The organism is Asaia sp. VD9 (genome assembly GCF_037150015.1).
GTDB lineage: Bacteria > Pseudomonadota > Alphaproteobacteria > Acetobacterales > Acetobacteraceae > Asaia.
Window position 1 is genome coordinate 303,059 of sequence record NZ_JBBCQM010000002.1, and the last position, 14,074, is coordinate 317,132.

The 14,074-nt window shown below is 60.5% G+C and carries 11 protein-coding genes; 8 read left to right on the plus strand and 3 right to left on the minus strand.

Features of this window, described 5'->3' with window-relative positions:
• Positions 1 to 405: 405 nt before the first annotated feature.
• Positions 406 to 2,718, plus strand: coding sequence for a TonB-dependent receptor plug domain-containing protein (locus WFJ47_RS03780; protein WP_336760942.1), 2,313 nt, complete (start codon positions 406 to 408; stop codon positions 2,716 to 2,718).
• A gap of 50 nt (positions 2,719 to 2,768) precedes the next feature.
• On the opposite strand, the gene WFJ47_RS03785 is transcribed toward WFJ47_RS03780, so the two are convergent.
• Together WFJ47_RS03785 and WFJ47_RS03790 are read right to left on the minus strand one after the other, a co-directional pair.
• Positions 2,769 to 3,896: a thioredoxin family protein gene (locus tag WFJ47_RS03785; RefSeq protein WP_336760943.1), complete on the minus strand. Its 1,128-nt coding sequence runs from the start codon at positions 3,894 to 3,896 to the stop codon at positions 2,769 to 2,771.
• 57 nt (positions 3,897 to 3,953) lie between these two features.
• On the minus strand, positions 3,954 to 5,438 hold the full coding sequence (locus WFJ47_RS03790) for a mannitol dehydrogenase family protein (protein WP_336760945.1): 1,485 nt from the start codon (positions 5,436 to 5,438) through the stop codon (positions 3,954 to 3,956).
• Between the two features lie 156 nt (positions 5,439 to 5,594).
• Here WFJ47_RS03790 and WFJ47_RS03795 point away from each other — a divergent pair, with 156 nt between their 5' ends.
• The 7 genes from WFJ47_RS03795 to WFJ47_RS03825 all read left to right on the plus strand — a co-directional run bounded on the left by WFJ47_RS03795 (position 5,595) and on the right by WFJ47_RS03825 (position 13,655).
• Entirely contained in the window at positions 5,595 to 6,854 is a 1,260-nt protein-coding gene (locus tag WFJ47_RS03795) for a TIGR03862 family flavoprotein (protein WP_408868609.1), read from the plus strand.
• Positions 6,855 to 6,886: 32 nt separating this feature from the next.
• On the plus strand, positions 6,887 to 8,317 hold the full coding sequence (locus WFJ47_RS03800; RefSeq protein WP_336760946.1) for an ATP-binding protein: 1,431 nt from the start codon (positions 6,887 to 6,889) through the stop codon (positions 8,315 to 8,317).
• 65 nt (positions 8,318 to 8,382) lie between these two features.
• Positions 8,383 to 8,598: a hypothetical protein gene (locus WFJ47_RS03805; RefSeq protein WP_336760948.1), complete on the plus strand. Its 216-nt coding sequence runs from the start codon at positions 8,383 to 8,385 to the stop codon at positions 8,596 to 8,598.
• A 51-nt stretch (positions 8,599 to 8,649) separates the two neighbouring features.
• Positions 8,650 to 10,521 carry a KUP/HAK/KT family potassium transporter gene (locus WFJ47_RS03810; protein WP_336760950.1) on the plus strand — a complete coding sequence of 624 codons (1,872 nt, stop codon included), beginning with the start codon at positions 8,650 to 8,652 and terminating at the stop codon, positions 10,519 to 10,521.
• An 80-nt stretch (positions 10,522 to 10,601) separates the two neighbouring features.
• On the plus strand, positions 10,602 to 10,976 hold the full coding sequence (locus tag WFJ47_RS03815; RefSeq protein ID WP_408868610.1) for a hypothetical protein: 375 nt from the start codon (positions 10,602 to 10,604) through the stop codon (positions 10,974 to 10,976).
• A gap of 150 nt (positions 10,977 to 11,126) precedes the next feature.
• The gene (locus WFJ47_RS03820) at positions 11,127 to 12,293 is read left to right on the plus strand and encodes a glycosyltransferase (RefSeq protein WP_336760952.1); all 1,167 of its coding nucleotides are present in this window, start codon (positions 11,127 to 11,129) and stop codon (positions 12,291 to 12,293) included.
• A 33-nt stretch (positions 12,294 to 12,326) separates the two neighbouring features.
• The gene (locus WFJ47_RS03825) at positions 12,327 to 13,655 is read left to right on the plus strand and encodes a lipopolysaccharide biosynthesis protein (RefSeq protein WP_336760954.1); all 1,329 of its coding nucleotides are present in this window, start codon (positions 12,327 to 12,329) and stop codon (positions 13,653 to 13,655) included.
• A gap of 48 nt (positions 13,656 to 13,703) precedes the next feature.
• Here WFJ47_RS03825 and WFJ47_RS03830 read toward each other — a convergent pair whose 3' ends face one another.
• Positions 13,704 to 13,892: a hypothetical protein gene (locus WFJ47_RS03830; RefSeq protein WP_336760956.1), complete on the minus strand. Its 189-nt coding sequence runs from the start codon at positions 13,890 to 13,892 to the stop codon at positions 13,704 to 13,706.
• Positions 13,893 to 14,074: the final 182 nt, after the last annotated feature.

Consider the following 14,074-nt stretch of genomic DNA (forward strand, 5'->3'; position numbering starts at 1 on the left):
CTTGCGCCGAGGCTCGCTTACCCATCGAAAGGACTGGTATGTCCGGCATTCCGGAGGCGTCAGGTTTCCGGTTTCCCCCTGTCGTACCCGCCATGGGCAGAGGGATACGCACATGTCACCGAGACGCCCCCTCATGCATGCGGGCGATTTGATCAGCGCTTCTCCTCATTCGCGTCCCTTCTCCGCCTCGATTGCAAGGCGCAGGACGGATCGGGCAGGGAGGGCTGAAATGCCACACCCGCATCCGGATCATTCCATTATCGTCACATTACGACTTGGTTTTGACTTGTATACCTGCTTGTGTTCGTGCAGACAGGAAGCTGCGTTGTGATGGCTTGGAGATGTAACTTTATGTCTCCTAAGTAATAATTCAGAAAATTTTCCAAAACTGCGAAGAGGATCTCGATGGCGTACGTAATTGGCCGGATGAAAAACAAGGCCGGGCTCGCGATGCTTCTCGCCTCGGCAACCTGCCTGTCGCAGAACGCCGTTCATGCCGCAACGAACACGGCCCCTCTCTCCGGTCACGGCCGTACCCATGCGCTCAACGCCGCAGCTACGCCTTCACGCCCGGTGAAAACCACCCCACATAAACATGCCCTGGAAGCCAAGGGAGCAGAGGAGATTTCGGTTACCACGTCGCGTCAGGCCCTCAATGGCGGTGGGGGCATGATGCGTATCGAGCACGCGCCGCGAAACGTGCAGACAGTCGATCACGAATATATCTCCATGCGTAACCCTTCCAGCACGGCACTGGACCTGATCCAGAACCTGCCCAGCGTGAGCATCAGCACACCGGATCCCTATGGCATGCAGGGCGGGCAGATCCAGAGCCGCGGCCTGACTGATCTGGACATGGCCCTTCTGGTCGATGGCGCCCCGGCGGCGGCGGCAAAATACATTACCGAGAATGTGGATACCGAGAACGTGGAATCCGTCTCGTTGACACCCGGCAGTTCCGAGACGGCGCTGCCGGTGATGTCGGCGGCAAGCGGAACGATGAATGAAACCACCCACACGCCCGATAGGAAGTTCGGCGGTCTGGTCGATTTCTCCTATGGTACGAATAATCTGTCGCGTGAGTTCATCCGTCTCGAGACGGGCGAGATCGGTCATAGCGGCGTGCGCGGCTATGTCTCGTTCTCCAATACGCATACCCGCAGCTGGATGGGGGCGGGCATCAATGACCGGCGCCATGTGGATTTCGGCCTGAACAAGCTGTGGAAGAATGGATCGTTCGCGAAGGCCTTCGTTTCATGGAACTGGGAAGATTTCACGATCGATAATTACCCCACGCAGCAGGAATTTTATAAATACAAGCATACGGGTGAAGGTTACGGGCGTTCGGCTAATTCGAACAATATCAATTACTGGAAGAATAATACGGATTACTGGAACCAGGTCTATCTTTCGGCCCCAATCCATATTGTCCTGACGCGACGCCTCGCCTTTGATCTGCATCCCTATTACAGCCTCGGACGCGGGTGGGATGCCTCACCCGGTGGCACTGTCACCCAGAGCGACGGCACCACGCGCAACGTGACCAGCTACTTTCTACAGGGCGCGACCGAACGCCGGGGTGCAACCGCCAAGCTCGGGATCGATGTGGGCCGCCATAACCATCTGTCTTTTGGCTACTGGTATGAGAACAACTATACCCAGCAATCCTATCCAACGAGCTATACGCAGGATAACGGTGCTGCCCCCAGCCCGAACTGGGCGGCTTATCGCATCGATGCTGGCGATCAGCAGAATGCGGGTACGGAAATCCACAGCCTGTTCATCGAGGATCATGCGAAATATCTGAATGACCGCCTGGATATCCAGGCCGGGTTCAAATTCGTCATGTCGAACACCTGGAACAAGGATCTGTACGGGCGCATGTCCAATAACCGGACGGCGCCGCTTCCTCAGCTGTCGGTCGGCTACACCATCGATGAGCACAGCCAGATCTACATCAATGCGGAGGGGGATTATCGCCAGCCGAGCGCTGTGGACCTGGGGTGGCTCTATACCAGCGTGCCCATCCCGAAAAACCAGTATTCCATCAAGGAAGAGCTGGGCTACCGTTATCACGATCAGCACATCATCCTCGATGCGTCGTTTTTCAACTACAACGTCACCAACCGCATCGTGAATCAGTATCTGGGCATGAACCAGTTCAAGCCGTTCTCGATCGGCAACCAGCATATGCGTGGCTTTGATTTCATGATCTCGGGTCGCCCGATCCACGGGTTCAGCCCCTATGCCTCGGTCGAGTATCTGCACGCCGTGCAGGACAGCAACGTGTTCGACCCCTATACGAATGTCATGCTGAACTCTAAGGGAACGCAGGCCATCATGGCACCGCGTGTGCTCGCGAATTTCGGCCTGACCTATAAATACGCAGGGTTCTTCGGCAATGCCAGCCTCCACTACACTGGTCCGCAGTCGGTCAGTGTGGCGGGTGATCAGCGGATGCCGGGTTTCGTGACCAACACGATTTCACTTGGCTATCGCTTCAAGCCGATCGGTATTGCGCAATCGCCCACGATCAAGCTGAATTTCGCCAATGTAACCGGCTCGATCGTGCGCACGGGGGCGATGGGTGCCATCTACAGCGCCAAGGACCCCAGCACCGTCTATAGCGGCAGTCTTGCGCCCTATACCGGTTACGGTAACTCCTTCATGACCGCAGCCCGCTTCACCATGACGGGAACGGTCTCGACCAGCTTCTGACCTTGGCGTGTTCGTATGGAAGCAGGCGGTCTGTCGCCGCCTGCCCGTCATCAGCCGAAGGTGAAGGAGAATGCATCGACGCCCGGTGAGAGGAACTCGATGCGAAACACATGATCCGCTACACCGTCATCCGGCTGGCGGACCAACTGATACAGGCGCTGGCTCGTCACCGTACCCAGACCATCGCTGTCGCAATCGCTGCCATGCATCGCTCCTGGCGCATGGCCATCGACTGTGACCCGGAATTTGATCGGCATGTCCGGCTTGCTCGGCCCCAACACCAGATGCAGATCACGCGCGTGGAAATGAAACAGAATGCTCCCACCGGACCTGTTCAACCGTGCGGATTCGGGGCCGATCGTCCAGTTGCCGGTAAGGCCCCATTCGTTGAGAGCGGGCGGCGTATCGACCACGTAGTCACTGGCGGAATCCTGAACGGCGCCGCCCGTCGAGATGAAATGGTTTGCCCGTTCATAGCCGATATAGGTCTCGGGCGACCCGACGGCGGAGAGATCAGCCTCTGATTGTTCTCCGCGCGCTCTGGGCTGAACCAGCGTGTCAGGCACCCCTGTCGCGCCGTTTTCGTGCAGCATGGTCTGGATCAGATGCTCGGACTGAGCGTAATCGCCCTCGCCAAAATGATGCGCCTGTATCTTGCCATCGCTGCCGACGAAATACGCCGCAGGCCAGTACTCGTTATTGAACCCATTCCAGATGGCCCGATTATTATCCACGGCAACCGGGAAGGTAATGTGAAAGCGGGCAACTGCCTTTCGGATGTTGTCGAGATTTTTCTCGAAGGCAAATTCAGGGGCATGGACCCCGATCACCACCAGTCCGTAAGGTTTGTATTTGGCCGCCCATGCTTCGACATAGGGAAGCTCGCGCAGGCAGTTGATGCAGGAATAGGTCCAGAAGTCGACGAGAACCACTTTTCCCTTGAGCGCTTCGGCGCTCAGGGGGGGCGTATTGATCCAGCTTGTCGCGCCTGACAGAGAGTCGAGTGGCTTAGCGCGCGCCGTCGGCGAGACGGCGCAGAGCGCGACTGCAAGACCGACACTGTATAAAATTCGTCCTGCAAGCCTGCCCCCTCCAGAGTCAGGCTTAGGGACACTGAGCTTCGGTAGATCGGACCCTGTGGAACGCGGGTCAGAATACCGGGCGAATGCAGATTGCATGACCATGAAGGCGCCTTTTCATACAGAAAAGGCAGAGTGGCCACGCGCCCGAAGCACTCAGGAGGTGAAACCGGTCTCTGCCAGAACCTCACCCAGAACGGCAGCCGTGCCACGCTGTTCCATGCTTTCAGCCATTTCACGAATGAGGCTGCGGTGAATAGGCTCCAGTGCGAAGCTCTCGAACACCGTCATGCCGAACACGCTGTCCCAGCTCCGGGCAAGGGCATGCTGGCTCTCGGACAATGCCGGCTCAAACGGGGTGAAGGCCTCGCCCTGATCGGTCTGCCCATGCAGATAGCGGATGAAGCAGGCGAGAACGAATGCCATGCGGCGTAACTCGCCCCCGGTAGCGACAAGCTTGTTCCAGCTTGGGGCAAGGAACACCGGCAGCTTGCTGGCACCATCACCCGTGATACGCGCCAGTCTGTCGCCCACATCGGGGTTGCTGAACCGGGCAATGATCAGATCGCGATAATCGGGGAGCGGCATTCCCGCTGGGGCAGAGAGGTGCGGAATGACATCACAGGTCATGAAGCTCTCAACCAGATGGCCGATCTGCGGGTTGATGATCGCGTCGCGCACAGTCTCAAGCCCCGAAAGCTGCCCGGGATAGGCCAGCATGGAGTGCGAGGCGTTGAGCATGCGCACCTTAGCCAGCTCGTAGGGGTGAACGTCGGGGACCATCTGCGCGCCCACCGTCTCGAGCGCCGGACGGCCATTGACGAATTTGTCCTCGATGACCCACTGGGCGAACTCCTCGGAGATCACGGGCAGCCGGTCGATCACACCGCATTCCGCATTCACGCGCTCGGCGTCCTCCTTGAGCACCGCCGGGGTGATGCGATCCACCATGGAGCTTGGAAAGGAGACGTGCGTCTCGATCCAGGCCCCCAGCTCAGGATCGAGGGCGTTGGCGTGGCTGATCACGCAGCGCTTGGCCACCACGCCGTTATCACGAAGGTTATCGCAGGACATGACGGTGAAAGGGGCAATCCCGGCATCGCGGCGCATGCGCAGCGCGCCCACGATGAAGCCGAAGGCGGATTCAGGGGAAGCAGGATTGGCGAGTTCACGCTGTGTCAGCGGGGTCGCCAGCTTGTAGGCCCCTGTGGCGTGATCCTGATTATACCCGCCTTCGGTGATCGTGAGCGAGACGATGCGCGTGGCAGGGTCGGCCATGCGCGCCAGTACCGCCTGGGGGTCGGCCGGGGCGAAGAGGTAATCGAGCATCGATCCGATCACCTGATGGCGGGCGGTGCCATCAGGTGCGTAGCGGGTGAGGGTGTAGAGATTATCCTGCGCCGGAAAGGCTTCGAGCTTGAGGCGTTCGGTGGCATCATCGATCAGCCCGACACCGCAGAAGCCCCAGCCTTCCTGGCCCGGCTCAGCCAGAAGGCGATCGACATACCAGCATTGATGGGCGCGATGGAAATTGCCGACGCTGAGATGGACGATCCCGGTTTTCAGGGAGGCGCGATCATAGGAAAATCTCTCGACGCTGGGGGGGAGGGTCGAGAGGGTTTCTGAGTTCAGAGCGATCATGGGCGGTCCTGAAGGATCACGATAAGGGAATAACAGGCTCGATCAGACGATTGATACCGGTCTGACAGGCAGCGCGCCGGATGATGTGGCGGTTCCCTCGAAAGGCTCAAGGGGTAATCGGGACTGTCTATGGCACTATTTGGTGAAGAGGCCTAAATGCCGCTCATGGAGACGAGACAACCCATCGCCATTATCGGGGCCGGCCCGGCTGGTCTGGCCGCTGCCGAGTGGCTGAGTGCATCGCATCACGCACTGGGGCGTGAGATTGTCGTGTACGACCAGATGCCCAGTGTCGCGCGCAAGTTCCTGATGGCAGGGCGCAGCGGACTGAACCTGACCCATGCCGAGAATCTCGAGGATTTCCTCACCCGCTACGGTTCGGCGCGCGACTGGCTGGCTCCGATGATCGACCGGTTTCCGCCTGAGGCGCTGAGACAATGGGCCGAGGCGCTTGGCCAACCCTGTTTTACCGGGTCGAGCGGGCGCGTCTTCCCGCAGGCCATGAAGGCTTCTCCTTTGCTGCGGGCGTGGCTGGCGCGCCTTGCCGAACAGGGCGTGCGCTTCGCGCTGCGTCATCGCTGGGAGGGGTGGGATGCGCAGGGCGCGCTTCGTTTCGACAGCCCCGACGGGGCTGTAACCCGGGAGGTCAGCGCGGTCATCCTGGCGCTGGGAGGCGCCTCATGGCCGCGTCTGGGGAGTGATGGTGGCTGGGCCAGCTTCATGCCCCCTGGGGCGGTCATGCCACTGGCACCCGCCAATTGCGGCTTTCTCACCGCCTTGCCCGAGGCGTTTCACGCGCAGTTTCATGGAGAGGTATTGCATTCTGTTACGCTCAGCGGGGTGGGCCAGAGCGCGCGCGGTGATGTCACCATCACCCGTACAGGCATCGAAGGGGCGCCAGTGTATCGTTTGTCGGCCTCATGGCGCGAGGTTCTGGCGCGTGAGGGGCGTCTGCGCATCGCGCTCGATCTGCGGCCCGGCATGAACGAGGCGGATCTGGCTGCGCGTCTGAGCGGATTTCGCGCGCGTGAAAGCCACGCCAATCGTCTGCGGCGTCTCGGACTCTCGCCCGTCGCGCGCTGGTTGATTCGCGAGGCGATGTCGACGGATGAAGGGGGACAGGCCGCGGGCAATCGCGCGCTCGCGGCTCTGATCAAGGCTTGTCCTCTCGTCCTGACTGCGCCGGACACCCTGGCCAGAGCGATCTCGACAGCGGGCGGCGTCAGGCGCGCGGCACTGGATGCGCATCTCATGCTGCGCGAGCGCCCGGGTGTGTTCGTGGCCGGCGAGATGCTTGACTGGGAGGCGCCTACCGGGGGCTATCTGCTTCAGGCCTGCTTTGCGACTGGGCGCGCGGCCGCCGAGGGAGCGGATCGCTGGCTGGCAGCGCAACAGGAAGCCGCGCATCGTGGCTGACTTCGGGGGCGGTTTGCGCTAGGGACAGCGCCATGAGCGTATCCATCACCATGGGCCGTGGCCGAGACGGCGCGGATGTCCAGCTGGACCTGACCGAACTTCTTGCAACCCGCCTGCTCGTGCAGGGAAATTCGGGGTCGGGAAAATCGCATCTGCTGCGCCGGTTGCTTGAACAGACGGCCACGCTCGTCCAGCAGGTGATTGTCGATCCGGAGGGGGATTTCGTTACTCTGGCCGATAAATACGGCCATCTGGTCATTGACGCCTCGGAGCAGACGGAGGCCACGCTGCGTGCGGCCGGTGAGCGCGCACGCGCGCATCGTGCCTCTGTGGTGCTCAATCTGGAGTCGGTCGAGGCCGAAATGCAGCTCAGGGCGGCGGGGTCGTTTCTCAACGGCATGTTCGAGGCCCCGCGGGCGCACTGGTATCCGGTCCTCGTTGTTGTGGACGAGGCGCAGCTTTTCGCGCCGGTGGCGAGCGGCGATACCTCTGACGAGGCGCGTCGTCTCTCGCTTGGGGCGATGACGAACCTCATGTGCCGCGGCCGAAAGCGTGGTCTGGCGGGGGTGATCGCCACACAGCGTCTGGCCAAGCTCGCCAAGAATGTCGCGGCGGAGGCCTCGAACTTTCTGATGGGGCGCACTTTTCTCGATATCGACATGCTGCGTGCCGCCGATCTCTTGGGTATGGAGCGCCGCACGGCAGAGGGATTCCGTGATCTCGCGCGAGGGCAGTTCATGGCGCTGGGGCCCGCACTCAGCAGAAGGCCACTGATGGTCACGATCGGAACCGTCGAGACGGCCAGCCATGCCACCGGCCCCGTGCTGACCCCCTTCGAGGCCCGACCTGCGGAGGATAATTACAGCCTGATTCTCGAGCCCGTGGTTGAGGCAACGCCCCGCCCGAGAGAGCGTCGCGCCCCGACCCCCGATCTTCTTGCGCAACTTGATGCCTATAGCGCGGCCGCTCCGGTCGAGGAGGCCGTGCCAGAGGCGGAAGCAGCCCCCGAATTGCTCTGGCGGTTGACGGAGGCGGTGATCGCCGAGACAGATTCTGCCTATCGACCTTTGGCGACACTTTACCAGGATTTCCAGCTGCGGGCGCGTATCGAACGGCTCAGCCGCAATGTGCTCGACCTTGGCGCCTTCCGACTGCTTCTGGCCAGCGTGCGTTCCGGATCGAGCTACGTGCAGGCGCAGGAGGAAAGCTGGCACCAGGCACTCGATATCGCCCGTTCCCTGCCCGAGGACGTGCAGGGCGTGGTTCTGCTCCTGGCGCGCGCCGCATTAGATGGTGCTTCCTGCCCCGGTGATGAAGCCATTGCAGAAGCCTATGGTACGCATTCACTGGGACGTGCGCGGCGCCAGCTGGCCTATCTGGAGGAACGTCAGATCATCGTGGTGCAGGATATGCCCGCGGGGCGCCGCATTGCGTTCATCGGCTATGGCTGGCAGACCGGATAAGCCCTGCAACCGGGTTGCGGGGCGTCTCGTTTCATCCCGGACCGAGACGGTTTGCGGAGAAAATTATGACAAACGATGAACTGATCGCCCTGGTAGCGCTTAATGGCACTGATGCCACCTATGACGCACGGCTCTCTGGATACGACATTACGGTGCCGGTGCACATTCAGGGTGGCGATGGGCATTACGTCATCAAGCATTGCGTCAAGCCCATGTATTTCTCCGGGGCGATGATCATCGACGTCAAGTTGCTGGATGGTGACGCGCCTCACCACGACTGACGGGCCTCATCTGCGCGGGAGGCCCACCCATAACGACCAACGGGGAGCCTTATGGCCGAGGAAAACAGGAAAGTGCTGCCGGGAGCCCTGGCAGCGCTCGGTATCGTCTTTGGTGATATAGGAACCAGCCCGCTCTACACCCTCCAGACAGTCTTGAACGATACGGGCTCTACCGACCGGGCCACGCTGCTCGGCGGGTTCTCGTTGCTTGTCTGGACGATGATCGTGGTGGTGGCGGTCAAATACGCCACAGTGGTTATGCGCGCCGACAACAAGGGGGAGGGCGGGATACTCGCACTCTTTTCGCTAGTGGGCGGCTCTTTCGGCAAACACTGGTATACGCGAGGCACGCTTCTTGCCGCGGCAGGGCTATTCGGTGCTGCTCTGCTCTATGGAGACGGGGCCATTACGCCGGCCATCTCGGTACTGAGTGCGATCGAGGGGATCGGTGTCGTGACCAGGTCGCTGCAACCGTATATCCTGCCAATTGCCTGCGTCATCCTGTTCGGTATCTTTGCCATCCAGCCGCTGGGCACGGCGCGGATCAGCGCTGTCTTCGGGCCGATCATGTTGCTCTGGTTTCTGGCGATTGGCGGGATCGGTCTGTACTCTCTGCTGCATGACCCTTCCGTGCTGATCGGGCTCAATCCGTTTTACGGCCTGCGCTTTCTGTATGAGCATGGCGCGAACAGCCTCATCATCCTGGGGGCGGTCTTCCTTTCGGTAACAGGGGCCGAGGCGCTCTATGCCGATATGAGTCACGTCGGACGCCCCAGTGTGCGGCTGGCGCTGGCGGTGATCGTTCTCCCCATGCTGGTGTTGAGCTATGCAGGTCAAACCGCCTTTCTGGTCAGCCATCCCCAGATCAACGACAATCCGTTCTTCGCGACCATGCCTCATGTTCTGGTGCTGCCGATGGTGGTGCTCGCGACATTTGCGACGATCATCGCGAGCCAGGCCATCATCACGGGAGCTTTCACCCTGACGCGCCAGGCCATGCAATTGGGTTGGTTCCCCAGCCTCAATATTCGCCAGACCTCGGATAGCGAATACGGCCAGATCTATGTTTCTGTGGTCAACTGGCTGCTCATGGTCATCACGCTGCTGATCGCGCTCAGCTTCAAGAGTTCGGACGCGCTCTCCGGTGCCTATGGTACCGCGGTCTCAACCACCATGCTCATGACCACGCTGCTCATTTTCGACGTGATGCGGGAACGCTGGGAATGGCCGCTCTGGAAAGCCCTTCCCGTCGCGCTGTGCTTCTCGGTCGTGGATGTGGCCTTTTTTGTCGCCAATCTGCTCAAGATCGACAAGGGCGGCTATGTGCCGCTTCTGATCGGGCTGTTCATCTATGTAATCATGACCACGTGGCGCAGGGGAATTATCCTGCTGCGCGCGGGACTGGCTCCTCTGGGCGAGCGTTCGGACAAGGTTCTTCAGAAATTACGGGACGGCGACCTCATCAGGACGCCTGGAGCGGCCGTGTTTCTTTCACGTTATGAGAGTGCCCTGCCGCCCATCGTGATGCGCCATGTGGCCGATTTTCATTGCCTGCCCGAGCATGTGGTCATTCTGAACGTCAAGTTCGATACGGTGCCGCGCATTCCGGCTGATGAGCGCATGACGGTCAAGGAGGTCGGCAATGGACTGTGGCAGATCAACGTCACCTTCGGCTTCGTCGAGATTCCCAACCTCTATTATGTTCTAGGTCAGGCGCAAGAGCAGGGTTGTACGCTCGATCTCGACAAAGTCGTGTTTTTCGCCGGAGATGACGACGTGGTGCCTGATCTGAAGACCCCTAAAATGGTCTCTCCCCGTCGAATCCTGTTCGGCTTCCTCTATCGCAATGCGGTGCGGGCCTCTGACCGGTTCACTCTGCCACGCGAACGTCTGGTCGAGATCGGTCATCAGGTCGAAATCTGATCCGTCGCTCCTCGCCTGCGTTGTACTCCCCTTGCCATCCCGAGAAAGAGGGATGGCTAGCAGATAGAAGGAAGAATCCCATGCGTCACGTCTCTGGCTATTCGCTTCTGGCCGCATTGATGGTTGCCGCGGCCCCGGTCGTAACACTCTCGGCTGCACAGGCTGAGCCAGGTGGCTGCCTCAAATATGGCGCCGCAGGTGCTGTCGGGGGGCATCTGGTCAATCATGGCGTGCTTGGGGCTGTGGGGGGCTGTGCAACCGGCATGTACAAGCGTCATGAGTACCGCAAGGAGGCCAAGCAGAAGGCCGCGTTATACGACAAGGAGCATCCGGGCGCGAAGGGCAGCTATGAGGAGAAGGCCACCGCGTATGACGTGGAGCACTCGACCCAGCCCCGCAAGTCGGCGCCCTCCGATGGTGCCACACCCGATGGTGGTGCACCGTCTCACAACTGATTTGATCCTCTTCCTGTGAAGGATCGACGGCCCCGTGCGCCTGGCGCCGGGGCCGTTTCTGCTTATATTAAAAAGTAACGCATTGTATCTCATGTCAAAGCATGTCAGAAGCCCTCCCAGTTTTCGGTGAACAGAGTCCCCGTCCAAACGATGTCCATTCATCCGCGTATCAACTTCGGGCCTGCCCGAAACGCCGTTTCTACCATTGGTATCGTCCTGCGTGACTTCAGGTTGGGCGGGAGTGAGCGCGTGGCGATCGGCCTTGCCAATTACTGGGCCTCGCTGTCGCTTGACGTGGTCCTGATTGTCGGGCGCGTGGATGGTCCGTTGCGGGATCTGGTTGATTCGTCGATCGAGATTGTGGATCTGGGGTTGTCCGGGCGTCTCGGTGATACGGCGCTGGCATGGGCGCTGGCGGTTCACGCCAGAGGCATCTTCCGTACGCGTCAGATCGATAGCTGTTATGTGCCCGGCAATAGCCATTGGCCTGTCATCCCGGCTCTCAAGGGTCTCAATGCCGCGCATCGACCGTTCATGATCGCTCAGGTCAGTTCTCCTGTCTGTCGGGAGGGACGCTCCTCACTGGGGCAGGCCGGGTATGACTGGCGTATGCGCTGGCTGCTTCGCGGCGCTGACCGCATCACCACGCTCAGTGAGGATCTGGCGCGGGATACGAGCGGGATCGTCGGCTGCGAGGGCGTCGAGGTCGTACCGCTTCCCGCCCTTTGGGATGAGGGGGCGCCCCGCGAGGCACCAGATGGTACGATGACCGTTCTGGCTGCCGGGCGGCTGGTGCCGATCAAAGGGTTCGACCTGTTGATCAGGGCATTTCGTCTCGTCGCTGATCGTCATGCGCGCGCAAAGCTTGTGTTATGCGGGGAGGGCCCCGAGCGCGACCGCCTGGAGAAGCTTACGGTCGACCTCGGACTGGAAGGTCATGTGATCTTCGCGGGCTATGTGCCATCCATCCGACCGCATCTGGATGCAGCGCGTGTGTTTGTTCTCTCTTCTCATTGCGAGAGCTATGGCGCGGTTCTGCTCGAGGCGCTGGCCGCGGGGCGTCAGGTGATTACGACCCGCTGTTCGCCCGCTGTGGACGCTCTTGTCAAAAGCCCGGTTGCCGGGCGGAGCGTGCCTGTGCGCGACGTCGAAGCCCTGGCGCGCGCCATGACGGAGCTACTGGCAGAGCCTGCACCATCCTGCGACCGGTTGGCCGCGCTGGTTGCCCCTTTTCATGTTTCCCATGGGGGCAAGCTCTATCTTTCCCTGATGCAGTCGCGGCCTGAGGTGCGGCTCGATTTGAAGGCAGCCCTTTGACAAATTCGATACGCCACGATCTCTTGCCGCTCCATGGCTTCTGAACAACGCTCCGCGCTGCATCGTATCTTCAGCAATACAGGCTTTCTGATCTCGAGCAGGATCATCAACGCGCTTTGCAGCTTCGCCTATGTTGCCTGGGCAGCGCATACCCTCGGGCTGGCCACGTTTGGCGTGTTGTTGCTGATCACCACCTTTGTGACACTGGTTTCCGACATGACGCATCTGCAGTCATGGCAGACCTTGCTGCACTATGGCGCGGCCGCGTTCGAGGCCAGAGACCGAAAGCGCTTCATGCCTGTTCTGGGCTATTGCATGCGCTCGGACATGCTGAGCGGCGCTGTAGGGCTCGTAGGCGGCATCATTGTCATCGCGCTCGTAGGAAGCACGCTTCTGGGCTGGTCGCCCGGAGTCAAGCGTGACGCCGCATGGATGATGGCGACGGTCGCGTTCATGAATACGGGCTGGTCGACAGGGGTGATCAGGCTCAGCAATCGCTTCGGCCTCGCCGCGGTGTTCGATTTTGTCTCCACCTGTGTGCGGACGCTGGGCTATCTGCTCGGCTATCTGCTGCGTGCCCCGCTCGAATTCTTCCTCTTTGTCTGGTTCCTGCATCAATTCGCCCTGTTCGTTGTCACGAGCCTGGGCGGCTTTCTGCTGCTGCGTCGCCAGATGGGGCGCGATATCGGATTTCTGTCCTGTCTTTTGAGCGCTGCGGATATCAAGGGGATCTGGGGCTTCACCCTCAGGGTCAGCGTCAATCAGATTCTCGATGCCGTGTTCCGCCAGGGAGGCACGCTCATCATCGGCGCAATTCTGGGCGCGCGGGATGTCGCGATCTATCGAGTGACCAAGCAGATCTGCGATGGCCTGGCCAAGCCCGCCCAGATGATGATTCCGAGCCTGTATCCCGAATTCGTGCGCTTTCGTGACAACCAGAACTGGCATGAGCTGCGCCATGTCACGCGGCGTCTGGCGCTGGTGATCATCGGCTTTTCGGTGCTTGCCGTTCTGGTAGCGATCTTTGGCGGTAAGGCCATTCTGCATATGATGCTGCATGATAATTTCGCGCATGAATTGCCGATTATCCTGCTCATGGTCGGCAGCGCGCTGCTTGAGGTTTGCATTATCCCGCTTGAGACGTTGCTGACCGTCATGGGGCGGCTGGCGATCATTCTCAAATACCGCCTCGCGGTGATCGCAGTTTACTTCGTGGTTCTCGCCGGGTTCCTCACCGTTTTCGGGGTAACCGGCGCAGCATTGGCCAGTGTGCTCTGCTCCGTCATGATCTTCGCCATATGTTTGTTCCTGGCAGCGCGCTGGATCTCGCCCCGCTGGGCGGCACGCTATGGCGAAGTCTGAATAGAGGCCTTCCGGCCTGGCGCGTGCATAGCGGCCGGGCGCGCTGTTTTACCGGTGAGGGGCCTGCTCACGATAGAGGCCGAGCCAAAGCAGGGAAGCAAGACCGAAGCTGACGGGGGAAACCCAGCGCCCGAGGAGCTCTGTCGCGGTTTCGGTATGGGCGATGATGCCGAAGGCCCAGCGATGATCGGGATAGAGAAACAGCCCCACATGGGACTGCCAGAGGGGCCTGAGCATCCCCATCAAGGTGAGCGCGAGGCAGAATAGCTAGCCCAGAGCGCGGAGGGGAGTGATCATGGCAGGCTCCTGTCGGCGCTTCCCGACGCTTCTACCGCGCAAACCGCCTTCAAACGTCGGATGTCGAGACGTGTTTTGCAGAGAGATAAGGAAGTTATTCTTGTATCTCAGGATGTTCTGCG

What these genes read in the sequence shown, in the direction of transcription:
- WFJ47_RS03780 (WP_336760942.1), top strand. Translation starts at nt 406, where the DNA reads ATGGCGTACGTAATTGGCCGGATGAAAAACAAGGCCGGGCTCGCGATG.
- WFJ47_RS03785 (WP_336760943.1), bottom strand. Translation starts at nt 3,896, where the DNA reads ATGCAATCTGCATTCGCCCGGTATTCTGACCCGCGTTCCACAGGGTCC.
- WFJ47_RS03790 (WP_336760945.1), bottom strand. Translation starts at nt 5,438, where the DNA reads ATGATCGCTCTGAACTCAGAAACCCTCTCGACCCTCCCCCCCAGCGTC.
- WFJ47_RS03795 (WP_408868609.1), top strand. Translation starts at nt 5,595, where the DNA reads ATGCCGCTCATGGAGACGAGACAACCCATCGCCATTATCGGGGCCGGC.
- WFJ47_RS03800 (WP_336760946.1), top strand. Translation starts at nt 6,887, where the DNA reads ATGAGCGTATCCATCACCATGGGCCGTGGCCGAGACGGCGCGGATGTC.
- WFJ47_RS03805 (WP_336760948.1), top strand. Translation starts at nt 8,383, where the DNA reads ATGACAAACGATGAACTGATCGCCCTGGTAGCGCTTAATGGCACTGAT.
- WFJ47_RS03810 (WP_336760950.1), top strand. Translation starts at nt 8,650, where the DNA reads ATGGCCGAGGAAAACAGGAAAGTGCTGCCGGGAGCCCTGGCAGCGCTC.
- WFJ47_RS03815 (WP_408868610.1), top strand. Translation starts at nt 10,602, where the DNA reads ATGCGTCACGTCTCTGGCTATTCGCTTCTGGCCGCATTGATGGTTGCC.
- WFJ47_RS03820 (WP_336760952.1), top strand. Translation starts at nt 11,127, where the DNA reads ATGTCCATTCATCCGCGTATCAACTTCGGGCCTGCCCGAAACGCCGTT.
- WFJ47_RS03825 (WP_336760954.1), top strand. Translation starts at nt 12,327, where the DNA reads ATGGCTTCTGAACAACGCTCCGCGCTGCATCGTATCTTCAGCAATACA.
- WFJ47_RS03830 (WP_336760956.1), bottom strand. Translation starts at nt 13,892, where the DNA reads ATGCTCAGGCCCCTCTGGCAGTCCCATGTGGGGCTGTTTCTCTATCCC.